Raw genomic sequence first — 19,409 nt, 5'->3', positions numbered from 1 at the left:
TGGTGATTGTTATTCCAAAGCTAACGAATTTTATCTTCACGAAGTTGTGACAGGATACAAATCTATTAAATGGGTTACAATTCTGGAATAGCAGTCGTTTCCAGAATTTCCCCGTATTTTTGATAAATGAGTAACGAAGGACAGACATTAGTAAGACGTAGTTTTTTCGACACAAAAATCGAATTCCTGAAAGGCGTAGGTTCGCAAAAGGCTGCACTGCTTAACCAGGAACTGAACATTTTTACGTTTGGCGACCTGTTGCAACATTACCCCTTCCGGCACGAAGACCGCTCCATTTTTCATCGTATAGGCGAGTTAAATGAAACGCTCAACGCCGCTCAGATCAGGGGCCGGCTGCGCGAATGGTCCATTGTGGGTGAGGGTAACAAAAAACGCATGGTGGCTCATTTCACAGACGGTTCCGGCATGCTGGAATTGGTATGGTTTCAGGGAATTTCCTGGATGGAAAAAAACCTGCGTCCCAATGCTGAGTACATTGTTTATGGCAAACCCGTGAGCTTTGGAGGCCGGTGGAGCATTACCCATCCCGAAATAACGCTCACCGGGCAAGAACAAGGTAGTGGCTGGATATCCATCTATCCACTGACCGAAAAGCTAAGAAAAAAATTCATAGACAGTAAGGCAATCAGTTCGATGATGCGCTCCTTACTGGAACAGGCCCGGCCACATATCCGGGAGACGCTGCCCGAAAACCTCGTACAAAAATACAGGATGGTTAGCAAGTTCGATGCGCTCTGGAACTTCCATCTACCACAGAGCCAGGCGTGGCTTCATCAGTCCCAACGCCGGCTGAAATTTGAAGAGCTCTTTTACAATCAGTTCAGATTACTAAAAAACAAGCTGCTTCACAAAACCGAATTCCCAGGTTTGATCTTTGACAATCAGGAGCTGGTCAGCGATTTTTATGCGCGTCACATACCGTTCCAACTCACCGGGTCGCAGATAAAAGTTTTGCAGGAAATCCATGACGATCTCCGAACCGGTCGGCAGATGAACCGCCTGCTACATGGCGATGTAGGATCAGGTAAAACGATCGTCGCCTTTATTACCATGCTATTTGCACTAGATAACGGTGCTCAGGCTTGCCTTATGGCTCCCACCGAAATCCTGGCCGATCAACATTACCAGGGTTTAAAAAAATTCGCCGACTTATTGGGAATTAACATCGGAAAGCTAACGGGATCCACAAAGAAAAAGGATCGTGCCCTGATCCATGAGCAATTGCTCAACGGCTCCATGCAAATCATTACCGGCACGCACGCGCTGATCGAAGACGTTGTTCAGTTCAAAAACCTTGGATTGTGCATTATCGACGAGCAGCACAGATTCGGGGTGGCGCAGAGGTCCAGATTATGGGCTAAAAATGAACGGATCAACCCACACATCATGGTAATGACCGCCACCCCTATTCCCCGAACCCTGGCCATGACGCTCTACGGAGATTTGGACATATCGGCCATTACCGAACTGCCGGCAGGACGAAAACCAATCAAAACAGTACATCGGTACGATGCCCACCGGCTCTCTGTTTTTGGCTTTTTGCGTGACGAAATTGATAAAGGAAGGCAGGTCTACATGGTGTATCCACTCATTGAAGAGTCCGAGAAAATGGACCTGAAAGATCTGATGGATGGCTATGAAAGCGTTTCAAGATCGTTCCCGGGAATACCCGTAAGTATTCTTCACGGCAAAATGAAATCGCAGGACAAAGAGTTTGAAATGGGCAGATTTGTGCGCGGTGAGACGAAGATCATGGTGGCCACTACGGTGATCGAAGTTGGCGTAAATGTACCCAACGCGTCGGTAATGGTTATCGAAAACGCCGAACGATTTGGCTTGTCGCAACTACATCAGCTGAGAGGACGTGTAGGCCGGGGGGCCGAACAATCCTACTGTATCCTGATGACGGACTACAAAATCAGCAAGGACACGCGTCTTCGGATTGAAACCATGTGCAGGACCAACGATGGATTTGAAATCGCTGAAGTCGATCTTCAGCTCAGGGGGCCCGGGGATATTACAGGAACCCGGCAAAGTGGCTTGATGGACTTACTTATATCCAACCTTTCTCAGGACACTGAAATCCTAAAAGCTGCACGAATTTCGGCTGAAGGAATTCTACAGCTAGACCCCGATCTGCTCCAGCCAGTTAATCTTCCGATACGAACCCACCTGGCAACAATCAGAAAAGAAGAAACAAACTGGAGCAGAATTGGTTAATATTTAAGGCTTTATCTCGATAATTTCCTCTTTAAATCCATACGTCTGCGGACGGGTTACATGCAGGGCAGCTCCAAGGGAGGTAGCATAAGGAAGTTCAGTGGCATAAACGGTATGATTAGGAAAATTCCTTGCCACAAGCCTGGTAAATATTTCATTTCTGGCAAATCCTCCATCTATGTAAATGGACTGCACCTCATTGATTCCAATCAACTGCAACGAAACCGATAGTAAATTTGTAAGGCCAACCATCAAATGATGGTAAGCCGATTCCGCTGACGCAAAAGCGCTGATTTGCCACTCCTGCGGACTAGGTTCAGGAAAGGGACCGTTTCCTACCATGCAAGATGTATAGAACTTAGGTGTGTCTGCGGTCAGGAACTTTTCGTCAAACACCACTTTTTTATAGAAATCCGGCTCTTTCCGGAAATACTCCGCAATCCGGGCTACCTGAAAATCATGTTCCCGACCCATAAACAAACGGGAAGTAGTGACACCACTTCCCTCCGGAGTGAGAAAATTCAAACAATCCCGTTCAAGCTGATACGAGGTTAATGGCTTCGAAGCAAACAAGTTAAAGTTGATGCACCACGTCCCGGTAGATAATAAAACAAAGGTATTCTTCAGAGCCATCCGGTAGGGTATGAGTGCAGAAGAGCTGTCATGCAAGCCAAATCCTGATTGAATCCCCTTGTCGCCACTGCGATATATAAATGACGAAGAGGCCAGAATTGGCGGCATTTTCTTTTGAATGCCTTCTGCTTTCACCCACTCGTGGTAGTCCCACATTTCGAAGCTCCACAAACCGGTGTGACAACCCACAGAGGTATAATCACTTACCTTTCTGCCGGTCAATAGAAAAAGAATGTATTGCGGCAGGTGTAAAGAAGATATGATTTTACTGTATAGTTCAGGCTTAGTATGTTTAATCCAGTATAACTGCATACCTGAATTAAGCATCCCCATAGCGGGCGATCCTGTCTGCAGCGCAATACGTGTCGGGTCGCCGTATGTGGTATAAAACTGGCTCAGCAGTGCCTCCGGATACGGTTTAAGATAAGAATAAAGGGGTGCCACCGGCTTGTTCTCCGCATCCAGATGGACAAGACTGGCTCCATATGCGGCAGCATTTACCGCTTTGATATCATATTTCGGGTTATTCTTCAGTGCTTCCCACCGTGATTGTACCCACTCTGTCAGCAAACCGATGTCCTCTGTTGGAAATCCGTCTTCGTCCGTAGTTTCAGGAAGGGACTCACTGACTTCTTCAACTATCTGATAATTTTCATCAAACAGTACATATTTTTTATTGGTCCTGCCAATATCAAAAACCGCAGTTACTTTCATTATTAGAATGCTATATCACTTTTTTACTCCGAAGTATATTTTTTCGGTTAAGATAGTGACTTTACTTTAAAACAGATACCCTTAACATTACTTTTTCCAATCTTCCAGCGAGGAATTCTTCGACCTGAAACCCCTAAACGGGTTTCTCCAGAATAGGTTTCAAAACTTTTGTCCAGCGTCGGTAACCTTCTTCATTCATATGAAGACTATCTTTCAGAAATATACTTCCATCCGGTCTGTCATTTTTCATCATCACAGGCCATACATCAATGTACTGGTGCCTGCGATCCGTTTTGATAAAGTCCCGAATGAGTCTATTCGCTTTTTCCGTATCGGCTCTTTGCGCCCAGCGAGAGGGTGAAGGCTTCAATGAAATGCCATAGATAAAAGCTTTCGGTTCCTTTTCATGGATCAGCCTGGTGAGCTGAACGTATGCATCCCTAACCTGTTCCGGCGTCTTTTTCTTTTTCCCAAACATATCATTCTCACAATAGATCACAATCGTCTTCGGATGGTATTTAAAAATTGCTCGGTCTGCAAAATGGATCACCTCTGGTAGGGTTGAACCCCCAAATCCCCTGTTGACGATGGGAAGCGGGGCCAGATCTTTTGCTGCATCAGTCCATTTGGTAAAAGATGAGCTGCCGGTGAACACAATGCCTCCGTAAGCGGGCATGCTTGTTGCATCCAGTTTTTCGTACTCAACAATCGTCTTTTCGAAGCGATCCACCTTATAATCCGGCTCCCACGGCGCATCCAGAGTCTTATAGTTGGGCTTTTGGCAGGCCGAAAATCCGAGTATCAGAATAAAAAGAAAGTTTTTTTTCATCCAAAATCTTAAAAGTGATTATACAAGAGAAGGCATAGTCACTGCCTTTTTAATGTAAGAAAGGTCATTTATTTATCCCAAACCTACCGGCTAGAAGAAATATTGTAGTCCCATACCAACGGAAGGGAAAGAAAAGGCTGGGGAAAACCGGTAGGTAATCTCCCTGCTTTTATATCGTTCCGTTCCAGAAGCATTTTCGGTAGTGAGGAAGGTATAGTCTACTGCAATGGGATTGGAGAAGGCGAGACTGGCCGACACCCACCATTTTTCTGAGAAGCGGTAATAAAGTCCGGCGCTCACGCCGGCAGAGAGCGCTATTCTGTCGGATTTGCTTCGTATCAAAAAGCTGTTGTCGGCATTTACCGAATATGTATTTCCGTATTGATAAGCAAGATTGATTTCCGGACCGGCATACACGCCTATTTTGGCATTAAAGTGTTTATAATACTGCCAGAACCTGCCTACACCAAAAGTTAAACCGGTAACACCTTTTTTTTCAATATTTTGTGCGCTCCCATTTTGATAAAGGGAATAAATAGTCTTCGCGCCACCCAATGAGCTGTTAAATCCCCACCCCGACGCCTTGGTTTCCGTTTTGAATTTACCAAGGAAAACATCAAACTGATAATTATAAGCATTTGTCGTTGTGCCTGTCTCGGGCTTCGTATGGTTGAAATTTACCCGTGCAGAACCTGAAACAAACTGCTTTCCGGTAAACTGGGCCATGGAAATACCCCATGTGCACATCACAAAAACACTCGTAAAAAAGAAAATAATTTTCATAATTGAAATGCTGTTAAGGTTTCTTGAGGTACCACGAGGCACGAACGGAGAAGTAACTGGGCAGGCCAGTGGTCGCCGCAGAAGAAAAGTAGAATGATTTAGCATCTAAAAAGTCCTTATAACCAACTCCAAGGGAAAGTAAATTAACGTCGGTTTCAAGCGCAAAACGGGGACTTATCCAGTAAGACACGCCAGGCACTATCCGCAGGCCGGCCGAGAACCCATCCCAGGACTCCTTCTCATTCCGGTTCTTTTGAGCGATTTTTAAATAAGCCAGATCCACAGCAGATGTCAGAAAAAGCGCCCATTTTGAATTTAAGGATTTATAGTGCCTCAGGTAAGGGGACAGTGTATAAGCGCCCTGTATAAACCGTGTTTTATTGTCCGATCCATCCGCGTTGGTCCTTTTTGTCCATGAAAATGATATGGGTCCTCCGATCCCGACACCGGCCATAACATGGTCTCTAAAAAATTTCCCGATCTGAACCGATGGGTTTATAGATAGGTGGTTGTACACTTCGGCAGATGTGCTGTTCATCATTTCAGGCCGTATTACGCTCCCGTCAAAGGTTACCGTGGTACCGATGTAGCCCGTGCCCTTCTGCAATTGAGCCAGACCGGGAACCGCTGTACACACGCAGACCCATATTCCGATTAGAAGATTCTTTTTCATTATTATAATAAATTGATTTGAAAGCAAGATAAGCAGAATATGTAACCGACGATATCATTTTTACTTTTTTTAACATAATACAAAAGAGACGGCCTCTCAGCCGTCTCTAAACACTACTTTACCTAAATTTAACCTAACTAAAGATTAATCGTTTTAAATGATTCCGGACAACCCCTTTCTATCGAAAAAGCAATATCCACAACTAGTTACCTAAGCCCAATCAAAAAATACCAGCCCAATTTCCTTGTCTGTAATATTGCATCAACCGGTTTTGCATTAAAAATTCATAACGGGCCTGGATCGCATTCGCCTGTGCCCTGGCAAGATTGGCCTTGGCAAGCGAATATTCGAAAATATTGGCAATGCCGGCATTCAGTTTACTTTCCACCACAGCAAATCCTGCCGACAAGGATTCGGCCTGTCCCTGTGCAGCTGCCAACCGGTCCGTTGCCGCATTCAGATTAAGTACGGCAAGTTCTATAGCTTGCCTCAGTTGCTGCTTTGTAACGTCCAGCTGATTTTGTGCAAGTAATTCCTGCACCTTCGCCGCTTCTACCCGAGGCCGGGTTACCCAGCGTCCCATGATAGGAATATTCAGGCCTATGTTCATGGAGCCATTTCGGGTAGCGTTAAGCTGCTTCATGTAGTCCAGTTTTTTGTTTGTGGACGCATAAAAGGCGCCAAAATTCGCCCCAAGCGTAAGGGAAGGATAATTACCAGCCTTTATGGACTTTACCTGATAGGCAAAACTCTTGCGATAAAGCTCAGCGCTCTGCAACTCTGGAAATACATTTTGCGCATTTTCATAAAGGGTAACCGCATCCTGCGTTTCGGGTTTTACCAAATCCTGTTCCAAAGATTCCAGCTCAATTTGGTCATCGGGCTGAATATTAATCCGTTGAAAAAGGAGAAGTCTGGCGGTCCGGTAGTTATTGAGGGCCGTAACCTGGTCAAACTTATCGTTGGCCAGCTGCGCCTTAATCTCAAAGAGGGTATTCGCACCGAGTGTTCCTGCGTTCACCTGTTTTTCAACACGGTCCACCTGAATCTGAGAGGACGCCACCTGCTGCTCTGCGGATTGGTACAAAGCCTTTGTGGCCAGAACATTCACATAACCCTGTAGCAAAAGTATCGTTTGCTCGTTTAGCACAGCCGTCCTGTTTTCCAGCGCCGACTCTTTAAGGAGTTGCCCCTGCCGGATCTGGTTCTGAAGTTTGAATCCCTGGAAAAGTGGCGCCTGGAAGCCTGCCCCAACGGAGCTGTAATTGTACACCTGATCAATATACGCATTGGTATACTGATCAATACTTCTCCCCAGATTCACACTGTTATTGGACCCGATGGAAATTTGAGGGAGGGCCTGGGATTTGGTCTGTCGCAAATTGGCCTCGGCAGCCTGCGCCTGAAGATTGCCCTGGCGATACACCAGGTTATTTTTGCTGAGCAGTTCTACACATTCCGCCAGACTCAAAATTTTCTGAGCATGTGAGAAAAAAGGCAAAAGGCAAAATAGCAATATTAAATGTTTCATGGCTAATAAATTTTATAGGGGAATAAAGGAGGAAGGAGAACGGAGGAATGTCTTAGCTGAATGTAATGAGTCCAGAGCACGATATCAATATTGAGATGACCGGTCATCCCTTCTCCCTTTCCTCCCTGCTCCGTCATTATGCCAACCACCCATCTTTCAACCTTACAATACGGTTTCCGTAAGTGGCGTTGGTTTCAGAGTGGGTAACTTGTACGATGGTAACTTTATCTTCCTGATTAAGTTTTTGAAACAATTCCATGATTTCTATCGACTGTTCCGAATGCAGGTTCCCGGTGGGCTCGTCGGCAAAAATTACCTTTGGGTTGTGAACGATAGCCCGGGCCACTCCTACCAGCTGCTGCTGACCACCCGAAAGCTGATGCGGAAACAGATCCTTTTTGGCTACCATATTGAAACGGTCCAAAAGCTCTGCCACGCGGCTCTTCCGCTCAGACGACGGCGTGCCTTTGTACAGCAAAGGCGTTTCGATGTTTTCATAAACGGTTAATTCATCGATCAGATGATAGGCCTGAAAAACAAACCCGATATGATGGCGGTGCAATTCTGTCCTTTTTTTCTCTGACAGTTTTTGCACAGTTTCATCGAGGAACAAATACTCCCCTTCCGAAGGCTCTTCCAGCAATCCTAAAATGTGCAGTAGTGTTGACTTACCAGACCCCGAAGGCCCCATGATTGAAACGAATTCACCTGGTTTAATATTCAGATCAATATGCCGCAGCACATATGTCTTTCCAAATCCGGCGGGGTAATACTTTGATATCTTTTCCAGTTTGATCATAAGAATGGTTCTATAAGATTAAAATGCAAGAACGCGTAAGGGATGCTAAAATCAAATACCTGCATTTACATCTTTGTTGACTTTCCTTTTAAAAAGGCTTGCCAGAACAACATCAAACTGATTTTCAGGTCATTATATCGAAACAAACAAAGATAATCGTTCGGAATCGTACAAATGTGTACGGTATCGAACGATGGATACATCTTACGGTTCAGATGCTTCCAGTTGTTCTTTCAGATTTTCATTAAGCTGTATAAACGTTCTGCAACCAGTCTTCCGGTTGGTAACTCCATTGACTTCCAGAGGATTCATAAATAGCCCAGAGAAGAATCGCAAAAAGCACCTCCCACTCTTACTTAATTCATACAAAAACTACAAATAAATCATTTTGCGGTTTTATTCGGCAAAAAAATCATTTTATTTGCATGTTATTGCGCGATTTGATTGTTTTTTAGCGGTTTTATTGCCAATTTTCTCATCCAACAGCTTAGTATATGCTTAAACAGGAAAGGCAGGAGTTTATTCTAAAACAGATTAACCTGCACAACAGGATACATTCAGCTGATCTGAGCGCGGCGATTGACGTCTCCAATGATACCATACGGCGGGACATTAGTGAACTGGCTCAAAGTGGTAGACTCATAAAAGTACATGGCGGAGCTATTTCTCCATCCTTCCATAATTCATCATCCCGAACGACAATTTATGAACTTGAAAAAAAGCGGGTGATTGCACAAAAGGCGTTAGGCCTGATTCACGATGGCATGTTCATCCTTACACTGGGAGGCACCACCATGGTAGAATTGGCCAGAATGCTTCCCGACAACCTGCAAGCTACTTTCCTTACACCAAGTATAACCGCAGCTTTTGAATACGCCCACCACCCCAGTATCGAAGTGATATTCCTTGGAGATCGGATTAAAAAAGATGCTCAGGTTGCATTTGGAGGCGAAGTGATTACTAAGATAAGGCAGATTAAACCAGACCTGTGCATTATGGGTATCAATGCAATAGATCCGGATAATGGGCTTACTGATAACGACTGGGATGTGGTTCAGTTGAAAAGAGCCATGATTGACGTATCCAGTAAGGTTATTACCCTGTCGATATCAGAAAAAATTAATACAACGCAACGCTTACAAATTTGTGGAATAGAATCCATACATACGATAATTACCGAGCAGAATCCCAGGTCAGAACTACTACGTCCGTATGCAAAAAGAGGTATTGAAATTTTATAAACCAAACATGAACAAACAATCTACTATGAGAAAGTTTATTAAACAAACCAGAGTGAACGCTCTGGTAGTGGCTGTCTTACTGTTACTGGCCGTACGGAGTTACGGTCAGGTTCAGATCAAAGGTAAAATAACCGATGACAAGGGGGAGGCTGTGCCCTTTGTCAGTATCCTCATTGGATCCACAACGATTGGCACTACGTCTATGGAAAATGGCGATTACGCTTTAGCCCCCTCGCTACAACAGGGTAAATACACGCTGATTGTATCGGGAGTAGGTTACAAAAGTGAGCGCGCGTCCTTCGAAATTACCGGTGGCAGTACGGAAATTATCCGAAATATCATTCTGAAACAGGACGTTCTCGGACTCGATGAAGTGGTGGTAACAGGTACCATGGGTGCAACCAGTAAGCGGGAACTGGGCAACTCCATCGCAACCGTGGGTGCGAAAGATTTACAGTTCAGCGCGGCTACTTCACTTGACGGAGCGCTGCAGGGAAAAATTTCCGGTGCTCAGATCACCCAGAACTCAGGAAATCCTGCTGGCGGTATCAGCGTACGTATGCGCGGGCCCAGCACCATCGTAGGATCATCCGATCCGCTCTACATTGTGGATGGCGTTATCGTGAATAACGACTCCCGCCAGCTTATAGACCTCGGTGGATACTCTCAAAACAGATTGGTGGACATCAACCCGGCAGACATTGAGCGCATTGAAATTATAAAAGGAGCGGCGGCAGCGGCGATTTACGGATCACGGGCCAACAATGGTGTAGTTCAGATCTTTACAAAAAAAGGAAAAGAGGGTAAGCCGGCGATTACTTTTTCAACGCAGGTAAGAGTAAGCCAGATCAGAAAAAAAATGGGATTCAACGAATATCCATTCGCTTTCAACAACACCACGGCTACCGACCTTGCACAGACACCCGTTACGCGCTATGATTACCAGGATATGATTTTTCGAAATGCGGTAGGAACCGAAAATTATCTTTCGGTTTCAGGCGGAACAAGCAACACTAAATACTTCCTTTCTGCATCAAATTATTACAATCAGGGTATCATTAACAGCACTGACTTTAACCGGAATGGTTTAAGAATCAGGCTTCAGCAAAAATTGGGCGAAAAAGCTTCTATCACAGCCGGTGCAAACTACGTGTATAGCAACAGCAAAGAAATTCCCAATGGCGGTATCAATGAAGCCTACGGAGCGCTAACCGGATTTATATTCAGCAACAACTTTGTTAATCCGGCGGTAGACCCCGTTACGGGAACTTACCCTTCCACTGCACCGGTGGCGGTGTTACGCCGAACCAACCCATTGGAAGCAATTGCCCGATTTGACTTTGGACAGCGGACCAACCGGATCATTTCAGACGTTCAGCTCAATGTAAAACCTTTCGCGGGGTTTAATATCAACTACACACTGGGGCTGGACAATTACACCCAGATAGCAACGGCCTACATTCCACCTAAAAACACAACGCCTACTCAAGACGGAGGTTTCTCTAGACGGGGTGACGCTACTGTATTTCAGATCAACAATGATGTAAACCTGAGCTACACCAAAAATGTCTCCGACTGGCTTGTATCGACGACCGGCTTAGGCGGTACGCTTCAATACGACAAAACCTACACCTTTGCCGCTACTGCACAGCAATTGGGGGCATTTGGAGAAACCATAAATAACGGCACCATCGTGGCTGGCGAATTCCGCTCCGAACGAACTATTTTAGGTGCATTTGCGCAACAAAGCTTAGGCTTTAAAGACCGGCTTTTTGTAACAGGTGCGGCAAGAATAGACGCCTCCTCTGTATACGGAGAAAATAACCGCTGGCAGTTTTTCCCCAAAGTAAGCGGATCCTACGTGATATCAAATGAAGACTTCTGGAAAGACGGCGGCATTTCCCGCTTCCTCAATTCGTTCAAAATCAGGGCAGCCTGGGGACAGTCGGGTAACCTTACTGCCATTGGCCCCTACGACCGTTTCACCAACTACGGACCTATCATTTACGGAAGCCAGACGGGATACGTCTCTCCTGCTCAATACGGGAACTTCAATGTGAAGCCTGAAAGACAGACGGAAACAGAAATCGGAGCAGATCTGAGTTTGTTTGACGAGCGGTTAAGCATTGAGTTTTCTGTATTCAACAAAAAAGTAGAGGATCTGATCCTGAACCGGACTCTGGCGCCTACGACTGGGTTTAACAACCGGCTGATCAACGTAGGAACCATGACCAATAAAGGATTTGAAGTTATGGCCAAAGGGGTATTGATACAGAAAAACAATTTCAAATGGATCACCACAGCCACTTTCACGTCCAATAAAAACGTCGTCAACGGTGTTGAAGGTAACGGTGTCCTGCCGTTTGCAGGCGGTTTCAGCCAGGTAGCTGCGGTCAATGGATATCCGCTTGGCGCATTTTACAGTACATTTTTTGCCCGTAACAATGACGGCTCACTTTTACTTACTCCGGCCGGATTACCGCAAAGAGAGCGCGGAACGCAAGGAAGTAATGGTCAGTACACAACCGCACGCGATGCCGCAGGCCAGCCCGTGGGAACCATCCTGAGCAAGGTGATCGGCGATCCTAACCCCAATGCGATACTGTCGCTGACCAACGAAATTGAATACGGAAAATTCAGCTTCCGCATGCAGTGGGACGGCATGCTGGGATTTGATGTTTTCAATTTCACCCGCCGGGTAGGCGAAAGAGATTTGTACGGAGGCCTGAAAGGTTATGAAGCCGAATTGAAAGGTGAGGTTCCCAAGGGTACAAGTGCCGCCTTGTTTTCCATTTTCGAAAACTATATTGAGGATGGTTCATTTGTCAAATTACGCGAGATATCTGCCTCCTATGTATTGGCACCGAAACTGTGGAAGCTGCAAAATGTAAGATTTACATTAAGTGGACGAAACCTGTTGTCGATTGATAATTACAGTGGATGGGATCCTGAAACAAATGCTGCAGGCCAGGACAATGCCGTACGCGGGTTTGACTTTGTGGAAGTTCCAATTCCTAGAACTTTCCTATTCGGTATCAGTCTTAACTTTTAATGGTATTCTTTAAAAACATACTACCAATGAAAAATCAAAAATATTTCATCATACTATTTGCTCTGATTCTGAGCCTATCTGGTTGCCAGCTGGACATTCAGAATCCGAATGGCCCTACGGACGCCCAGGTGCTTAACAGCAGAGAAGGATTGATCACCCTGAGCATCGGTATGAAGCAGTACTATTCCACTTCGGCGATCGAATCCCTGGTCATCACCCCGGGAACAAGCACCCGGGAAACCAAGGGAATAACAACATTTACAAATGTTCTCGAAATAGAAGCCGGAGGAACAGCACTGCCGACTTTCAACGGAAACGTGCTAAACCTCTGGGCAAGAATGTACCGGGTCATTGGTATGGCGGATGATCTGATTGCGAATGCTCCTACCGTTCTTGCCGCAGATGCCGCCACCAAAAACGCAGTATTGGCACACGCTTATCTATTTAAAGCGATGGCCATCAGTGGGCTTGCCACGGCATTTGAACAAATGCCCATCCAAACTGACGAAAATGGAAAAGCCACATTTGTTGCCCGCAAAGACGCACTTACCGCAGCCATCTCCTGGCTGAATGAAGGAACGAGCTTAATTACCGCCACAGCACCTTCTGCCGAATTCAATACGCGTGTGGCGGGAAGCAACTTCAGCCTCGCCGATTGCCTTAATGCATACAATGCACGCCTGAACATGATGACCGGCGATTATGCCAAGGCACTGGCCACGGCGAATGCAGTAAATCTGACAACAAGATCCCAGTTTTCGTACAACACACAATCGCCCAACCCAATTTACCAGCAGATCCTGGTCAGTAAAAACTATGCTCCAAGAGCAAATTTCGGGCTTCCGGCATCGTTCATAGAAGCGGGCGATCAAAGGCTTTCATTCTATTTGTCAACGCCCGACGTTGTGGTAGGTGGCGAAACCCTGAAAACCCTGGCTGGGTTTTTCAACGACATCACCAAGCCCATTCCCTTGTACATGCCTGATGAGATCCGTCTGATCAAAGCCGAAGCGCTTGTTCGCAGCGGAGGTTCAATACCCAATGCCATTGCGGAGATCAATTCCGTAAGAACACAGACCTCCGGAGATCTTTTTGGCGTACACGCGGGGCTGCCCGCCTACGCTGGTGCCACAGATGCCGCCAGTCTGCTTACGGAGATTTACAAGCAACGCTCCATTGAGCTTTTTATGCAAGGCCTGCGCCTGGAAGACAGCAGGAGGTTCGGACGTCCCGCACCGGCTGTCGGTGTCAACCCCATTCCATTGACAGCGGAAAGAAGCCGGAATTTCTATCCCTACCCGGATCAGGAACGACTGACTAATCCGAATACGCCTGCAGACCCTCAGATATAGAGCGTCAGGTATTCTAAATTGAAAAGGAGCATTGAACAAGCAAACTAGTTCAATGCTCCTTTTCAATTATATGCGGTAAGAATTATGATTCGAAGGGAGATTCACAGGCCTCGAGATTTAAAATATCACGAAGGATTACTCCTTGAGCGCACTGGAACAATTTAGAAGAAGCTACCAAAGAGATGGATATTTACACCAGCCTCGACCGCCACAAGTGACGAATCGCCATTTTAAAGTTATTACTGAGCATGAGTTAAGGGTTTACTTCCAATCGATAGCCAACACCGTGAACTGCGGCAATTTTGAGGTGAGCATCACCAGCCAGCATTTTCCGAAGTCTCGAAACAAATACATCCACGCTCCGCCCCACAATGATGCCCTCATCTTCCCAAACCGATTTCAGAATAAAATCACGCTCCAGAATTTGATTTGGATGGTTTATAAATAATTTCAGCAACTTAGCCTCCCGGTAAGTGAGCTTGAACGAATTACCCGCGCTCTCCAGGAGTAGATTTGCAGCATCCAGGCTGGAATCCCCAAAGTGCTGCTTTCCACTTTCATGATCGACACGATCCGGAATGCCATTTTCGTGTGTAGCCTCTTTCCTTGTTCTTCGCCACACCATGAAACCAAGCAAAGCCATTACACTACCGAAAGGAAGCACCCACCAACTGTAGCTCCGGGCAACGGCCTGATCAGACGGCTCAAAAGTAACCCTGATATCGTAATAACCTGGCTTTTGCTTTCGACCTGCACAAGGCACTCCACGTTTCTGATTCAGGTCAGCAAAATTGTAACCCAACTGCAATTGCCCGGTTTCACAGTTGATAATCGTAACGTTATAAGGCCGCTGAACTTTCTGCATATCCAGCGATTGCTGCAACAATTGTGGCAGTTTGTCGTAATCAAAAAGCTGATTAACACGAATACTGAACGTATTTGCATCCGGCTGCTGAACTGCAGGAATAATTGAAAGACTATCGCCATTGGCAGTCAGTAAGTGATGGGCGGTGCGACGGAGAGCCAAATTTACCTTCTCAGCAAATTGGATCGACTCGTTATTGGCCAGCGCCTTTACACTCCCGAATAAATTTGCACATAGTATTGAAAAGGCTAAAATGAACCTTATCCAAACGATGAATTTTGCACGGTTGCCTTCGAGATAGACCATTTAAGTACTTGATAATTATTCAGAAGCAATCAAATTTACAAAAACTTTGACCTACTAACAGCCATCCTTCCCCTTATTCAACCCGTAGAACCATTGTATTCTGGGCAAAAAAGGATCAGCCTTGACCGTAATAATCCGTCGACCTATTTCCTGACCACTACCTGCAGGATCAACATAGAGCTGATCGCCTGCTTTGGCTGATTTTAGAATGGAAGAGAGCTCTACCTCTCTCACCGCATGATTGCAAGACCGGGAGTTAGCGCCAACAATCTTTCCATCCCGCACCAGATAAATCTTAAATGGCACCTCCTTAGTCTTATCGTCTTCTTTAAGAACGACCTGTAGCTTTCCTTTACTCACAATGGAAAGCCTTGTTATGTCCATCGACTTCCCATTCAGCAAAAGCGGGTTGTAATGAAAATGAGCCGTTGCCATATTTGGAAGGGAGTGAGATACTGAAAGTGTAAGCATCAATACTGCGGTTAAAAGCAAATTCAATGGTGCATTTTTCATTTCTAAGAGATTATTTTGGTGACGATTTTGACCAGATGCCACTCGGCTCCTGGGAGATTCAAATGTAGAAAACCCGCTAACATAGACCGCCAATGGCCTGTAAAACATTGTAAACGAATTGTAAAAGATTATAGCGCTTCGAAATGAGTTCTAAAATGGACTGGTTAAACAACTAACATTAATTTTCCATTAAACCAGAACATAAATACCCGCCCCTGTTGTTAGACCTACAACACCACAAAAGATACCTTGAAAACCATTTCTTCCCAGGATCCCTACGCTGCCTTACGATATTCCGACTTCCGGTATTATATCTCCAACACCTTCCTGTTTTCCGCTACCATTCTGATTCAGGAGGTAATCGTTGCCTATGAGCTATACAAAATGACACATGATCCATTGTCGCTTGGACTTATCGGATTGGCAGAAGTGGTTCCTTTTATTGCAACATCGTTGTTTGGCGGATATGTGGCTGATCAGAAAAACAAAATTACCATCATGCATGCCAGCCTGGTCGTTATTTTATTGGGATCCGTAATACTTTATACGATGTTTCAGCCGGCTATCTATAAATCCCTTACTCAGAACGAGCATTTGGCCTGCATCTATGCGGTTTTTGCCCTGATAGGTTTTGCCAAAGGATTTTACTCACCTGCGTCAAGTTCGCTGAAACCATTTTTGGTACCCCGCGCTATTTATCACAATTCTTCAACATGGAGCAGCTCCTTCTGGCAGGCAGGTTCCATTATCGGACCTGCGGCCGCTGGCTTTCTGTACGCATACCTGGGTTTAACGCACACCTTGCTGATCGTCATTGGCAGTTTTGGCATTTGCTGGATGCTCCTCGCCATGATCAAAACACGGCCCGAATTCCCCAGGATTGTTACGCCGCTTATGGAAAGTCTCAAGGAGGGATTTCGATTTGTATTCAGAACCCGGATTGTTCTTTATGCCATTTCTCTGGATCTGTTTTCGGTGCTTTTTGGAGGTGTGGTGGCTATTTTACCCGTTTTTGCCGAAGATATTTTAAAAGTGGGGCCGGAAGGCCTTGGGTTACTGAGGGCCGCACCATCGATTGGGTCTTTGCTCACCATGTTCGCCATGGCCTATTTCCCTCCAACCGGCCAGGCATGGAGAAACATGCTGATCGCTGTTGCCGGCTTTGGCGTTTTCACCATTGTGTTTTCGTTATCAACCAATTTCCTGCTGTCCTGTGCTGCTCTGTTCGCAACAGGCGTTTTTGATAGTGTGAGTGTAATTATCCGTCAGACTATTCTCCTCATTTATCCCCCCGACGAAATGCGGGGACGTGTGGCAGCCGTGAATGGAATTTTTGTCAGCTCTTCCAACGAACTCGGAGCATTTGAGTCGGGTGTCATGGCGAGAGCATTTGGCACAGTTCCCTCCGTGATGATGGGGGGCGTGGTTACGTTGGCCGTGGTAAGCTGGATTTATCTCAGGTCAAAAGATCTGTTTTCCGTACGCCTCAGTTGAAGGATTCAGGTGTGGTGCATACTGATCTCTGACCTTACGTTTTTAACAAAATCAAGCGGAACATCAGCAACAGAAGCAATCTGCTCATCTGTAAGCATATTGAATGCCATTCAAGCGAAACCTGGCGTTTAATGCAACAAGGCACCTTTCTCAAGGTGCCTTGTTGCATATTAATTTATAGTTTGGCTAACAGAATTTAAATTTATTAAAACGCATTACTGATTCACATAAACGCTTCCAGCACTGGCAGATAAGGTAACTGGCATGCCACCCCCATTCATTTTTCCATTCACACGATCTTTTTCTGCACTGCCATCAAAATTTTTAAGTGGAATAGATACTTTATTTCCTTTCAGGTTTAAGTCTAGGCCTTTGTCCAGGGGCATGGTTACACGCACACTTCCCGCAGAACTCGACAGACTAAGATATTCACCTAACGACGACATGGTCACCTCTATGCTTCCTGCACTTGTACTGGCTTTGAGGCTTCCCGATACATTCGCCAGCCTGACAGACCCACCAGAGGTTCCCGTATTTAGTTTGCCTTTAATATCACCACCATTCACACTTCCGCCGCTAGTATGGGCGTGGATTTCTCCATTCAGCTTGTTCAATGTAATGCTTCCACCGGAGGTATTAAGATTGATATTTCCGGTCAAAGCAATAGCCTTAATACTGCCACCGCTTGTGCTCAACTCGATATCCTTGGTACAATTTGACACGTCTATGCTACCACCCGAAGTCCTGCCCCTTACAACACCTGCCAGATCATTCACTTTGATACTACCGCCACTGGTTGTGAAGTTCTGATCGCCAATTAGCGACGATATATGGATACTTCCTCCACTGGTTTTGAGATTGGTTGCCGTTTTGCGTGGTGTGTACACCTTAAAACCTATTGAAATACCTTTCTTGTTGTCCCAACTGGTGTTGCTTTTTCGTTTTGCCGTGGCAATTACTCTGTTTCCCTCCGTGCCAATCAAAATGTCGTAATCTTCAAGGCGTTCCTCAATTTCCTCTTTACTCAGTTCCTTCTTTCCGTTCCAGTTATTGGCACGCACGTACATATCTACTTTAAAACCCGAGCTGGATTCACCGCCAGTCACGGCAATAGACCCACCGGAAGTTTCAACAGTCAGGGCACTTAGTGATGCATTCGTAAACTTTTTACTGACGTACGGCTTGTCCTCTTCCGATTGAGCAAAAGAAGCTATTGAAATCATCGCCGCCCATATAAGCAATAGTAAATTTCTCTTTTTCATGATCTGATTTGATAAGTTTCGATAATGATGCTAAAAAAAGTGATGAGGTTGCATGGCTTCGAAAGTTCTTGAATCTTAGCAAGATTGCCTCCTTGATCATTGATTTCACAAAATTCAAACCAGAAACTTACACCACTCAAAATCAGACACTTACAAATTAGTATTTCCGATATCCGTTCGAAATCGGACAATTCACTTGTGAAACTGATTTTCAAAACGCACAGGTATAATTTTTGCCAGTACTGAGAATGGCTTTATACTAAAACAATTGACTTTAAATTTCTGTACATGAAAACGTTCAAAATCAACCTCGTCGAAGACTTCAAATACGATAAGCTTATAGCTGCGTTGCAAAGCCTTGCGGATGAAGGGATAATTGTATTTGAGGAAACAAATGAAAATGAACCCGAGCCCGCCACGGAAGACCAGGTTCAGGAAATTATCGAAGAATCGGAACTGGGTCCCTATTACACCGAAAAAGAGGCAAAAGATATTCTCAATTTATAGCAGACACAACGTGGGCGAGAGATAATTTATTTCCTGGCAATCTCCACCACAGTGATTTCATCGTATCGGGCGGTATGCCCCCAACCGCAAAGCACATCTTTTTTCCGGCCCGTTACACTGTATTTGAGGCGCACGTCGGTGAAACTGTAAGCGCCTTCCAATTTACCCAGGGCCTTTTCTATTTTGGCGAGTGAGGCGTCATCAGGCAGAAGGGAAAAGGATGTGTCTTTTTTATTCACAGCAAAGTGCCATGAGCATCCATCGGTTGCAAGCATATTGGTCCAGGTAGCATCTGTTTCCAGAATTGCGCTTTCTGTAACTTCCATATCATCGCTGCAGCTCCCTATCCAGGCAAGCAACCCCATAATTAAGATCAACGTTTTCATAAGCTCCGCAATTTGTTTGTAAAATTAGAATTGCTTTCCAGCGGCTAACGCCATTCTATTATTTATACCTATCTATGCCTAGATCTTGTGACACCTTCCCACAACGAATGGTTGCAATGCTCCACAAAAAATAAGCAGGAATAAGGTTCAAAATAGATGACTGCAAAAAAAGTCGGCCCTGAATCTGCTTCATGCAAATTCAGGGCCGATCTGGTATCGAAATCGGAT

General features: G+C 45.3%; 16 protein-coding genes. 6 read left to right on the top strand and 10 right to left on the bottom strand.

The genetic code is table 11. The features are described 5' to 3' along the window. Nucleotides 1–126 precede the first annotated feature (126 nt). Entirely contained in the window at nt 127–2,241 is a 2,115-nt protein-coding gene (gene recG / locus DYADSP32_RS26450; RefSeq protein WP_149239946.1) for an ATP-dependent DNA helicase RecG, read from the top strand. A 3-nt stretch (nt 2,242–2,244) separates the two neighbouring features. Here the strand turns inward: recG and DYADSP32_RS26445 are convergent, their stop codons facing one another. From DYADSP32_RS26445 to DYADSP32_RS26420, 6 genes are all read right to left on the bottom strand, one after another. Continuing rightward, nucleotides 2,245–3,588: an FGGY family carbohydrate kinase gene (locus DYADSP32_RS26445; protein ID WP_149239947.1), complete on the bottom strand. Its 1,344-nt coding sequence runs from the start codon at nt 3,586–3,588 to the stop codon at nt 2,245–2,247. Nucleotides 3,589–3,721: 133 nt separating this feature from the next. Beyond that, nucleotides 3,722–4,417, bottom strand: coding sequence for a GDSL-type esterase/lipase family protein (locus tag DYADSP32_RS26440; protein WP_149239948.1), 696 nt, complete (start codon nt 4,415–4,417; stop codon nt 3,722–3,724). A gap of 90 nt (nt 4,418–4,507) precedes the next feature. After that, nucleotides 4,508–5,200, bottom strand: coding sequence for a hypothetical protein (locus tag DYADSP32_RS26435; protein WP_149239949.1), 693 nt, complete (start codon nt 5,198–5,200; stop codon nt 4,508–4,510). A gap of 13 nt (nt 5,201–5,213) precedes the next feature. Beyond that, nucleotides 5,214–5,873, bottom strand: a complete 660-nt coding sequence (locus DYADSP32_RS26430; protein ID WP_149239950.1) for a hypothetical protein — start codon at nt 5,871–5,873, stop codon at nt 5,214–5,216. A 220-nt stretch (nt 5,874–6,093) separates the two neighbouring features. Continuing rightward, a complete protein-coding gene (locus DYADSP32_RS26425) occupies nt 6,094–7,404 on the bottom strand; it encodes a TolC family protein (protein WP_149239951.1) in 1,311 nt (436 codons plus the stop codon). Nucleotides 7,405–7,540: 136 nt separating this feature from the next. Next, nucleotides 7,541–8,203 (bottom strand): ABC transporter ATP-binding protein, encoded by a 663-nt coding sequence (locus DYADSP32_RS26420; protein ID WP_149239952.1) that lies wholly within the window; start codon nt 8,201–8,203, stop codon nt 7,541–7,543. 494 nt (nt 8,204–8,697) lie between these two features. Between DYADSP32_RS26420 and DYADSP32_RS26415 the strand changes: the two genes are divergently transcribed. Genes DYADSP32_RS26415 through DYADSP32_RS26405 form a run of 3 tightly spaced genes read left to right on the top strand, consistent with a single transcriptional unit; the run spans nt 8,698 to nt 13,848 of the window. Then, a complete protein-coding gene (locus DYADSP32_RS26415; RefSeq protein ID WP_149239953.1) occupies nt 8,698–9,444 on the top strand; it encodes a DeoR/GlpR family DNA-binding transcription regulator in 747 nt (248 codons plus the stop codon). 25 nt (nt 9,445–9,469) lie between these two features. Further along, entirely contained in the window at nt 9,470–12,496 is a 3,027-nt protein-coding gene (locus DYADSP32_RS26410) for a SusC/RagA family TonB-linked outer membrane protein (RefSeq protein ID WP_149239954.1), read from the top strand. Nucleotides 12,497–12,522: 26 nt separating this feature from the next. Beyond that, nucleotides 12,523–13,848 (top strand): RagB/SusD family nutrient uptake outer membrane protein, encoded by a 1,326-nt coding sequence (locus tag DYADSP32_RS26405; protein WP_149239955.1) that lies wholly within the window; start codon nt 12,523–12,525, stop codon nt 13,846–13,848. A 253-nt stretch (nt 13,849–14,101) separates the two neighbouring features. Here the strand turns inward: DYADSP32_RS26405 and DYADSP32_RS26400 are convergent, their stop codons facing one another. Both DYADSP32_RS26400 and DYADSP32_RS26395 read right to left on the bottom strand, forming a co-directional pair. Then, nucleotides 14,102–15,019 (bottom strand): winged helix-turn-helix domain-containing protein, encoded by a 918-nt coding sequence (locus tag DYADSP32_RS26400; protein WP_149239956.1) that lies wholly within the window; start codon nt 15,017–15,019, stop codon nt 14,102–14,104. A 54-nt stretch (nt 15,020–15,073) separates the two neighbouring features. Continuing rightward, nucleotides 15,074–15,532 carry a hypothetical protein gene (locus DYADSP32_RS26395; RefSeq protein ID WP_149239957.1) on the bottom strand — a complete coding sequence of 153 codons (459 nt, stop codon included), beginning with the start codon at nt 15,530–15,532 and terminating at the stop codon, nt 15,074–15,076. Nucleotides 15,533–15,781: 249 nt separating this feature from the next. On the opposite strand from DYADSP32_RS26395, the gene DYADSP32_RS26390 reads away from it, so the two are divergent. After that, complete coding sequence (locus DYADSP32_RS26390) at nt 15,782–17,026, top strand: MFS transporter (protein WP_149239958.1); 1,245 nt, start codon at nt 15,782–15,784, stop codon at nt 17,024–17,026. A 215-nt stretch (nt 17,027–17,241) separates the two neighbouring features. Here DYADSP32_RS26390 and DYADSP32_RS26385 read toward each other — a convergent pair whose 3' ends face one another. Continuing rightward, nucleotides 17,242–18,288, bottom strand: coding sequence for a DUF4097 family beta strand repeat-containing protein (locus tag DYADSP32_RS26385; protein ID WP_149239959.1), 1,047 nt, complete (start codon nt 18,286–18,288; stop codon nt 17,242–17,244). A gap of 288 nt (nt 18,289–18,576) precedes the next feature. Here DYADSP32_RS26385 and DYADSP32_RS26380 point away from each other — a divergent pair, with 288 nt between their 5' ends. Beyond that, nucleotides 18,577–18,795 (top strand): hypothetical protein, encoded by a 219-nt coding sequence (locus DYADSP32_RS26380; RefSeq protein WP_149239960.1) that lies wholly within the window; start codon nt 18,577–18,579, stop codon nt 18,793–18,795. A 26-nt stretch (nt 18,796–18,821) separates the two neighbouring features. On the opposite strand, the gene DYADSP32_RS26375 is transcribed toward DYADSP32_RS26380, so the two are convergent. Beyond that, complete coding sequence (locus DYADSP32_RS26375; protein WP_149239961.1) at nt 18,822–19,181, bottom strand: hypothetical protein; 360 nt, start codon at nt 19,179–19,181, stop codon at nt 18,822–18,824. Between the last annotated feature and the right edge of the window lie 228 nt (nt 19,182–19,409).

Origin of the sequence: Dyadobacter sp. 32 (assembly GCF_902506755.1) — a bacterium.
In the GTDB taxonomy this organism is placed as follows: Bacteria; Bacteroidota; Bacteroidia; order Cytophagales; family Spirosomataceae; genus Dyadobacter.
Note: the sequence above shows the minus strand (reverse complement) of the source record. Positions and strands in the feature narration are given on the sequence as shown.

Excerpts from the sequence above, each read along its gene's own strand:
- DYADSP32_RS26395 (WP_149239957.1), bottom strand. The coding sequence starts at position 15,532 with ATGAAAAATGCACCATTGAATTTGCTTTTAACCGCAGTATTGATGCTT.
- DYADSP32_RS26430 (WP_149239950.1), bottom strand. The coding sequence starts at position 5,873 with ATGAAAAAGAATCTTCTAATCGGAATATGGGTCTGCGTGTGTACAGCG.
- DYADSP32_RS26400 (WP_149239956.1), bottom strand. The coding sequence starts at position 15,019 with ATGGTCTATCTCGAAGGCAACCGTGCAAAATTCATCGTTTGGATAAGG.
- DYADSP32_RS26380 (WP_149239960.1), top strand. The coding sequence starts at position 18,577 with ATGAAAACGTTCAAAATCAACCTCGTCGAAGACTTCAAATACGATAAG.
- DYADSP32_RS26445 (WP_149239947.1), bottom strand. The coding sequence starts at position 3,588 with ATGAAAGTAACTGCGGTTTTTGATATTGGCAGGACCAATAAAAAATAT.
- DYADSP32_RS26405 (WP_149239955.1), top strand. The coding sequence starts at position 12,523 with ATGAAAAATCAAAAATATTTCATCATACTATTTGCTCTGATTCTGAGC.
- DYADSP32_RS26425 (WP_149239951.1), bottom strand. The coding sequence starts at position 7,404 with ATGAAACATTTAATATTGCTATTTTGCCTTTTGCCTTTTTTCTCACAT.
- recG (WP_149239946.1), top strand. The coding sequence starts at position 127 with ATGAGTAACGAAGGACAGACATTAGTAAGACGTAGTTTTTTCGACACA.
- DYADSP32_RS26375 (WP_149239961.1), bottom strand. The coding sequence starts at position 19,181 with ATGAAAACGTTGATCTTAATTATGGGGTTGCTTGCCTGGATAGGGAGC.
- DYADSP32_RS26420 (WP_149239952.1), bottom strand. The coding sequence starts at position 8,203 with ATGATCAAACTGGAAAAGATATCAAAGTATTACCCCGCCGGATTTGGA.
- DYADSP32_RS26415 (WP_149239953.1), top strand. The coding sequence starts at position 8,698 with ATGCTTAAACAGGAAAGGCAGGAGTTTATTCTAAAACAGATTAACCTG.
- DYADSP32_RS26385 (WP_149239959.1), bottom strand. The coding sequence starts at position 18,288 with ATGAAAAAGAGAAATTTACTATTGCTTATATGGGCGGCGATGATTTCA.
- DYADSP32_RS26440 (WP_149239948.1), bottom strand. The coding sequence starts at position 4,417 with ATGAAAAAAAACTTTCTTTTTATTCTGATACTCGGATTTTCGGCCTGC.
- DYADSP32_RS26435 (WP_149239949.1), bottom strand. The coding sequence starts at position 5,200 with ATGAAAATTATTTTCTTTTTTACGAGTGTTTTTGTGATGTGCACATGG.
- DYADSP32_RS26410 (WP_149239954.1), top strand. The coding sequence starts at position 9,470 with ATGAGAAAGTTTATTAAACAAACCAGAGTGAACGCTCTGGTAGTGGCT.